The organism is Psychromonas hadalis ATCC BAA-638 (assembly GCF_000420245.1).
Lineage (GTDB): Bacteria > Pseudomonadota > Gammaproteobacteria > Enterobacterales > Psychromonadaceae > Psychromonas > Psychromonas hadalis.
Genome location: NZ_ATUO01000155.1, coordinates 1 through 8,371 on the forward strand (window position 1 = coordinate 1; position 8,371 = coordinate 8,371).

Here is an 8,371-nt window from a genome sequence, read left to right on the forward strand (position 1 = left end):
GTGTGATTGATGGTTGTTCTTCCATAAATTCAATTTGTTGTATCACTTTAGCGCGAACAAAGCTGTTGGATGTTAGGCCTAGTTTTTTCTTGAAAGTGTAGAAGCTAGACGTTGATAAGTGATGTTGTTGACAGTAATCTGAAATAGTTAACCCACTGGTTTGTTGATTTTTTACTAGGGTCTGCCATTGTGTTTCGTTGCGCGTTATTTTCATTGTTATTTCCTTTTATTTGACTTGAAAATAACATAACTGAGATCAGAAATTAGATGAAGGTGTGGTTGCCCTGACGCTTACAATGATAACGTTGTTTATCAGTAGATATCGTTCCTCATTATTGCAGGATAAAGCGTAAGGCACTTGTTATCAATAGACATCCATAGCTTTCATTGCACTACTAATACACGTATCGACCTATTTAATTTAATGTCAGTCATTTTTCCCTTTTTAGTACATTATCGGAATTCTATTCCCACGATGTGCATTCTAAATCGCTAAGGCAATATATGGTGCGGTGGCTACTTATACATCGCTAGGGAAAATTTGACCTTGAATATCACCACTATTTGTAATATCTAATTTACGGTCATTAATGTAATTATTTATTAATATCATAGGATCACAATAGTGACAGATCACTTCTCCATACTTATCAATCGATTTCATATCATCAACCGATACCTTTCCTTGATTACGCTTTCCGACTTTAACTTTTAGTAGGTTTTGTTCCGCACCTGGAAATATGAAGTGAAGAGTGACAGTAACATCACGGCCATAAACCCCTTCAACGCATGCTTCTTCAGCGGCTGTTTTATAAAAAAACTGCTTTACCAAGTCAGGCCACCCAGGCCCATCTGATGGTGACGACGCTCTGTAATATTTGGCATCGATAATCGCCCACCTTGTACGTTCGTCATTTTCAATGACCGTATCAGTTCTTTGTCCCTTGCGTGCGACCTCATGGAAATAGCTATCTTGAAGATAATATGGAACAGGTAATTTTTTATTTAGCTGAAGTTTATTAGGTAAGCATGCATCCAGCATCCCCTCCCAAACATTATGAAACTTTCTTGTTCCCACTAATAATTCAGCACCTTCTACCTTTGAACGACGTTCAATGAAGCTTTTTAGCATACCGATTAGCTGTATATCCCTTTCTGAATAACTGTTTGTTAATTCACGGTCAAGCTGAGAAAGACGCGCTTCATCATCACCTAAAGGATCGGTAAGTTGCTGTAGACGTTCGTCAAAAAAAGTATTTTTTCCAAATAATAACGCTCCATATATACGATGAATCTCTCGGATTATTTGGGCATGAATTTTTGCTGTTTCACAATCAGATACATAACTTATACTACTAGTTTCAAGGTCTAAATAAACTAAACCACCTCCAGAAGGAAAAGGAGTATGCCGTGAAATGGTTCTTCTCCAATCAGCGCGCCCCTGATTCAATGTCTGTCGTTTCTTCCTTCGGACATACAAACCATTAATAAAGTAATCTTCAATAAGAGATGAGGCTAAGGATAAGGAAACATTTCCAATCAACTCATTTTCATTTCCTTCAGCTACACCAGATAATTTGCCGTTATAGTATTGATCCAAAGTTTGAAGAAGATAATGAGCCCCCTCAATGTTTTTCCCTCGTTCACCGCTGTTCTTAGGCATAAATACGCTAATATCACTGTCCAGTGAGACAAAGCCACAGTAATTGATACGGACGTGGTCAGGGGCAATTAATCCTCGCTGTTTCATGAATTTCGTAAGAAGTTCAGGAAGATCAGAAATAAGATCTCCATCGCAATAATACTCAAATGCGGTCATCTTAAACCTCTTCTTTTGTACCATGATTAATGATTAACTCATTAACCTCGTCAGAAAATATACTATCAACTCCTCCTTCAGCCATAAAGCTAGCATGCAGATCACCATAGGTTGTTATATTTTTATTAAACAAGCGTTTTCTGTCTTGAACTTTGTGGCGAAGAACATCATCCCATAAGTAAACAAAGAGTTTGCCACATAAAGCTGAACGAGCAGTATCCCAGTCATCACCTAGGTCAGTATTATTTAGGAAAAATGGACCAATTAAACGATCTTCTGCAACATTGAAGGCTTTTAATTTAGAATTGACTATTTTAGTTGCAAAATCTTTCCAAGAAATATTATATATGCCAGCCGTTGTCAGCAGTTTTAGTTGCTTATCAGGAGAGTTATTGAAATTTATAGGTAAGTATTCAAAAGACCAGCGACGCTTAAAGGCAGTATCTAGAGGCATGACAGCTTGGTCACTACTATTCATAGTTGCAAGTAGGGAGAGGTTTGAAGGTATCGTTAATTGCCCTATTTCAGTAACACTTTTTGCACGTAATCGCTGATTGATATATTCAAGCATATCAGGGTCAGCAGCATCTATCTGGTAGCTACTGTTCCCAAATTCATCTCGGTCTAGTAATTGAAACAATTCACCAAACACAGCAGCAGCAGGCGCACGATTAATCTCTTCAATAATTAAATAGACTTGTTCAGTTGGATGTTCCAGAGCCTTAATAAGTGCTTTAGTATATGGTCCAGGTCGAAACTGGTAAGTTATAACTAAATCACCAGCGGTATTCTGTTCCATTTTGGGTTTTAGGGCTCCCACAAAATCACTGTACTGCGTATCAGGATGAAAAACCGTCTTAATGTTATGCGCTCCAGCCGTTTCAGCTTCAATTTTGTAACTTTTACCTGTTCCTGGTGCACCGTAGTAAATTTTGTTCTTGCCCTTCTCAAGAGTTGTGCGCAAATATACAGATGGCTTTTTAGACTGGCTTACCCCGTTAATACAAAAGGTCCCTTGATGTAAAGCTGTAGCAGTATTTAAAATAACCGAATAAATGACATCCTGTCCTTTCCGATGCCGAATAATAATCACCTCGTGATCAACAAGCCAATCCCTACGGATCTGCATAATACCCCCACCAAATGTGAGCTGTATATATGGATACTCCCCTTGTTGATTTGTTACTATTTTTCTGCGGTAATTAATATCCCCCTCAACAATGCTAGCATTCCCTTGCTTGATGTAAAACGCATCAACAACAGCTCGAGTATGGGTAAAGTTTTCAGAGTTCTCTAGAATAGGAAAAAATTTCCTAATTTCACCATTAGAGCTATTTAAATTCAGTTGAACATTAGAACTACTAGAGCTATCCGTGTAACCTCGTTTCACAGGAAATGATAAAACCCCTAGAACTTCGTTAGCATTAATGCTTAATGTGGCACATTCATTTGAAAATGTAGACTTCACACGGGAAAACTCTTGAGATAATGACATATAAAATAACTCCCTAAACCTTAATTATGATTTAGGGACTATATCCTGAAAAATCAATCAGTTAAATAACTTGAAAGTAGATGATGAATTACAGCTTTAGATAATGGGACAGGCACCGCATTTCCGATCAACTTATAAGAGGCACTGTAAGACATTTTTAAGCGCTTCCGAGTATCTTCAAAATCATCATTGAAACCTTGTAATCTAAAACCTTCTAAAGGTGTGATTCGTCGAATAGGCTCACTAACTAAGTCTACATTTGGCCTTACAAACGGATCTGAAGCATTAATATAAGAATCGCTAAAATAGTTATCCTGATTGGCCCTATGCCATTTCGCCATTGTGGCAGTAATTGGCCTTGCAAGAGCATTATCAATGTTTACATCACCTTGCCATTTAGGATTTTTATACAGAACAGTTTCTCGAGTTTTTGTAGGTATGTAATGCTTATGATCAACATTATCTTTTTCTAATAAATGCCAGGCTGTAGGGTATTTTGACTTAGACAAATCTAATTCATCAGGAGCAGTTAAGGCTTTCTTTACAAAAGTGTTTTTAACACCGGCAAAGAAAATTCTTCTTCTTTTTTGGGGCACACCGTAATTCGACGCATTAAGGTCCCAAAGGTATACATGATATCCACAATCTTCTAAGGCCCTTTTCATTTCATCTAAGACACTTCCTTTTTTTAAGGTCGCAATTTTTTGCACATTTTCTAATACAAAAAATTGAGGCGAGTACTCATCTAGTAAATGCAGAATATTGTAAAAAAGCTGCCCCCGATCATCTTCTAACCCTTTTCTATAACCTACGTTAGAAAAGGATTGGCATGGGAACCCCCCCAAAAAAAGATCAAATGGATTAAGCTCTATACCAGTTGAGTTGGCAGATGTTTTTACATCTTCAATATTATTAACAAATTGAAGACCATTTAAGTCCCCGCCAAAGTAATGTTCCGAGTAAAACTTTGCCGCATTTTTTTCTATTTCACAGAATCCAACATGCTCAAAGTCAACGGGCAAGTTTTTAATTGAATCAACTGCTGATTTAAAACCACCTATACCAGAAAAAAAATCGAAATACTTGATTTTATCCATTGCAGTTCTCATTATCGAAGATATGTTCTAACACTTTAAAACTAGCAAAGCCAAGAGCCTTAGATACTAAAGGACTAACAGCATTACCAATCTGTCGATACCATTCATTCGGCGTACCAATAAATAAGTAATCATCGCTAAACCCTTGCACTCGGGCCGCTTCTCTAGGGGTTAACCCTCTAGCTATCTCAGGGTGTATATACATATGGCAGTCATAATACATATGAGCAGTAATCGTCTTACATGGTTTGTTATAAGGTAACTTGCAAAATTTATCTTTAAAGATATCTCCTCTATTTTTATAGGGATTTATGTGGTCAATCTTGGGGCTATCTGATTTATCACCTTCAGAAAGAAGGCTATATATTTCAATATCCCTATCATTATTATATTTAGACTTATGGTTAAATGTAATTCCAGTTCCTAAACCAGTATTAATAAGCTCTTTATACGCAGTAGGCACACCTGCGTCTTTAATAAAAGTCCCCCCCCATTCATCGACTTCCAAGTATGTAGCGTTTCTTTCTGTTTTTGCTTTAATAGCAGGAAGATCATGAATTGCATCCCACAAAGTGAACTTTTTATCAACCTTGCAAGACTCGATACTAGATTTAAATTCATCAAATAATTTATGCGATTCTTTATAAGTAACTTTCTGCCCAAAAATAAATAGCCTTTTACGATTTTGAGCCGCACCAAACTCATTAGAGTTTAATTCAATCGCATCTATTGAATAACCTACCTCATTAAAATCTTTAGCTATTTCATCTAAATGCTTTGCTATACCGACTACGTTTTCCATGATAAATATTTCTGGCTTTACAGCGCTTACTTTTTTTACAAAGTATTTATAAAGAACATTACGACTATCATTTTCTTGTCGTTGTTTATTGGCATTACTAAAACCTTGGCACGGCGGCCCTCCTATCACTAAAGGAGCATATTTAAAGTCATTACTATCATCATATTTAGTAATATCATCATGAATAATATCTACCGCATCAATATGAGGCCTATTAAAGTGATATGTTTTCACAGCAGAAAGATCTTTTTCTACAGCCTTAACCACTGAAAAACCATTACCTTCAAAGCCTATTGACATCCCTCCCGCACCACAGAACAAATCGTAAAAACCATACTTTGAGTTTACTGTAGGCACTTTTATATTTTCTAATATGCGCTTAACTACATCCAAATCCATAAGTAACCGATTAGATTTGTTTGGATATTTTATCTTTGATGTTAGCTCTTCAACATAGCTAGATAGCAATGTTTTTGTCGGGAGGCCATGCGTCGCATGTGGCATTTGGTCGTACTTCTGATACATAATTAAGACTATTTAGTAAAATAATATGAAATATTAACATGTTGGTGTTCACAAGGTAAGTAATGGAATATATGTTCGTTTTAATTAGAAAAACAAACATAAATAATATAAATTAACAAATATTTAGAGTTCCTAGAAAGCTCTAATGCAAGACTAATTCAGTAAAAAGTAATGCATGCATGTATCTCATATCTATACCCCAACGGCCTTAATACACATTAGCAAGAAGCCCCATGGTTAGGGGCTTCTGATAGTAGATATTTACGAAGTAGAAAATAGATTAATCTAAATAGAATAGATTTTCAGACTCAAAGGTAGGAAATTTATTTTCTAGCAGAGCGAGTAACTTTTTAGTTCGTTTAGTAATCGGCACGCCACGTTCGATTAGACAGGGCTTTTTAGCACTGCTAATAGCATTAGGCTTTATTGGGTAACCAATCGAAGTAAACCACTCAGCACACGCTTTTAACGTCATCGCTTTTGGGTCTAACCCCCATTCACCTTTCGCATAACCACGAAGGAATAAACGAATAAGCAAACTATCTGATTTCTCACCTGCTTTTAATCGAATTTTGAGATGTTTTTTGGCTTTATGCATTATTAACATTTCAGACCATTCATCCCAATCACTCATCGTTTTTAAGCAGTTATCCATGCGCCATGCATCAAAACGCAACCGTGTGAAGTTGCGTTCCTCAATTGTCTCAAAAGCCACTGTATCAAGTGCTATGTGCTCTCGACCATCAGGCAGAGTCACCATACGTGGATTCACTAATTTTCGCTTATAATCAGGCTCTAGGTTCATGCGCTTAATAACTGTTTCACCAACCATGTCTTTATCTTGAGTAAACATATCTCGGCTAGATGTCAGCACTTTTATCGTGTGCTTTTGTCCGACCGCCCGATTAATGTAAAGGTCAACCATATACTGATTTTGGTCTTCACAGTGACGAGGTGCTTGCACACCTGCTTTAGCTAATACAGCAGGCTCCCCTTCACAAGGCTCAACAGTCAACTGCCCTCTTGTTTTCATACAAATCAACTGCCTCACTTGATGCTTACGCTCTAATATTTCACCACCAGCACTGGATATTTTCTTCAAGGATTCAAGGAATCGACGACACATTACGCCATCTAACGTCATATCATCCAGCGTAGCGTTAGTTAAGAAACCATCAGTGGTCACAGAGACAACCACAAACGAGGATGAAATCGAGTTGATTATCTCACCTAATACTGCACGCACAAATCCTGTCGTCATGGCCGCAAAATACGGACTGGTGATATCGCTAGGTCGTATTGGCTTACTATAGCCAACCTGTACATCAAAAGCGGTTTTAGCACGCAAGCCTTGTGCTGTCTTTCCATAGATACTATTAGAGAGTTCTTTCCAGAGTTTTTCGTCAAATTCGTTTCCAAGGCGCTTGTAATGCTCACGCTTCTCACGTGCCATTTTCATGAAATCAACAAAGATATACGGCTCAAGCTCTCCATTAGTGTCTTTTTTAAATGGCACAATAACGCCCTGTATCACTTCTATCTCAGCACCTAGACCCAATGCGGTTTCAATTTCATAACTGGTGCAATACGCCTCACCAGTGCGTGGAAATATCAGAGAGTTATTACCTGCTCTTACGGGTAAAAAAGGGAATCTAACCGATTGAGGGAATGAAAACGTCACTCGCGCACAGCCACATATGTCACCACGAAATAACTCAGCTTCCTGTGTGGTAAACATATTGTCATAATCCAGAGGTCGCATATTGATAAGCCCACAGGGATAGGCAGACGGCAAGTCATAATCATTCCATATATCAACCTTCGTTGGGCCAGCAACAAAGGCATCATTCCATCCGCCAGAGAATGAATCAGTAAAAAGTTGCTCCGCTAGGGCGCGAGATGGGTCTAATACATCACCTTTAATGGTTCTATATCCAGATTTACCCTTAGGGTTATCATCATATATTTCACGCGTAACTTTGATATAACCAAAATCCGCTCGTAGGTTGCGATCTAGTTTATGCGTTTTATAGTGGTGCTTAAATGCCTTGATAGCCAAGCCACCCAACGTAACAGGAACACCTTTCAATCCATTCTCAGCAGTAAATTGAAGTATCTTTTGGAAGTATTGATATGCGATAACAGTGTCCATTATCGCGTATTTTTCAAATGCCTCTTTATCTCCGATTAAATACTCATCCATCTTCTCAATACAATAAGGCGCTTTGATTTCATGCTTTTCTAAACCAAGCAAGTCAGCGATATCAGCCAAGCCCTTACCAGCAGGTGCGAGTAACATCGTATCGGAAAATTGTAATGGTTTAATAAGTTTGGAGGGTTTGATAGCCTCTTAAATGAATTAAATAGGAAAGAATAATGGCCAATACAACTCGAAAAGATCGTATAAAAGTGTCTCCTGCTCAAAAGCTAGAATATGCAAAATTGATGATCGATGATAATTACTCTAATCAACAAATAATTGATCTATCAGGTGCCTCTTCATCTGCTGTAGTTCGATGGAAAAAGCAGTATTTAGCGGAGAGAAAAGGTGAGATACCTACAAATAAAACAGCCCTTGATCCTCAAGCCCGACGAATTCAAGAACTTGAACGAGAGCTAGCAGATGCCAAAAA

At 37.7% G+C, this 8,371-nt stretch carries 6 protein-coding genes and 1 pseudogene; 1 reads left to right on the forward strand and 6 read right to left on the reverse strand.

What is annotated here, in order from left to right; translation table 11 throughout:
* From tnpA to G322_RS21035, 6 genes are all read right to left on the reverse strand, one after another.
* Positions 1-214, reverse strand: a 214-nt coding sequence (gene tnpA / locus G322_RS0115370) for an IS66 family insertion sequence element accessory protein TnpA (protein ID WP_022942626.1), incomplete at its 3' end; no start/stop codon positions are given.
* A 306-nt stretch (positions 215-520) separates the two neighbouring features.
* Entirely contained in the window at positions 521-1,819 is a 1,299-nt protein-coding gene (locus G322_RS21020) for an LlaJI family restriction endonuclease (RefSeq protein WP_084683763.1), read from the reverse strand.
* A gap of 1 nt (position 1,820) precedes the next feature.
* Positions 1,821-3,314, reverse strand: coding sequence for an McrB family protein (locus G322_RS22445; RefSeq protein WP_022942628.1), 1,494 nt, complete (start codon positions 3,312-3,314; stop codon positions 1,821-1,823).
* A gap of 53 nt (positions 3,315-3,367) precedes the next feature.
* A complete protein-coding gene (locus tag G322_RS0115385) occupies positions 3,368-4,411 on the reverse strand; it encodes a DNA cytosine methyltransferase (protein WP_022942629.1) in 1,044 nt (347 codons plus the stop codon).
* Positions 4,404-5,717, reverse strand: coding sequence for a DNA cytosine methyltransferase (locus G322_RS21030; protein ID WP_169337493.1), 1,314 nt, complete (start codon positions 5,715-5,717; stop codon positions 4,404-4,406). The genes G322_RS0115385 and G322_RS21030 overlap by 8 nt, the downstream gene beginning before the upstream one ends.
* A 301-nt stretch (positions 5,718-6,018) precedes the next feature.
* Positions 6,019-8,010, reverse strand: a complete 1,992-nt coding sequence (locus tag G322_RS21035) for a DNA polymerase (protein WP_169337494.1) — start codon at positions 8,008-8,010, stop codon at positions 6,019-6,021.
* Between the two features lie 104 nt (positions 8,011-8,114).
* Between G322_RS21035 and G322_RS0115400 the strand changes: the two are divergent.
* Positions 8,115-8,371, forward strand: a pseudogene (locus G322_RS0115400) (IS3-like element ISVa4 family transposase); the annotation flags it as partial.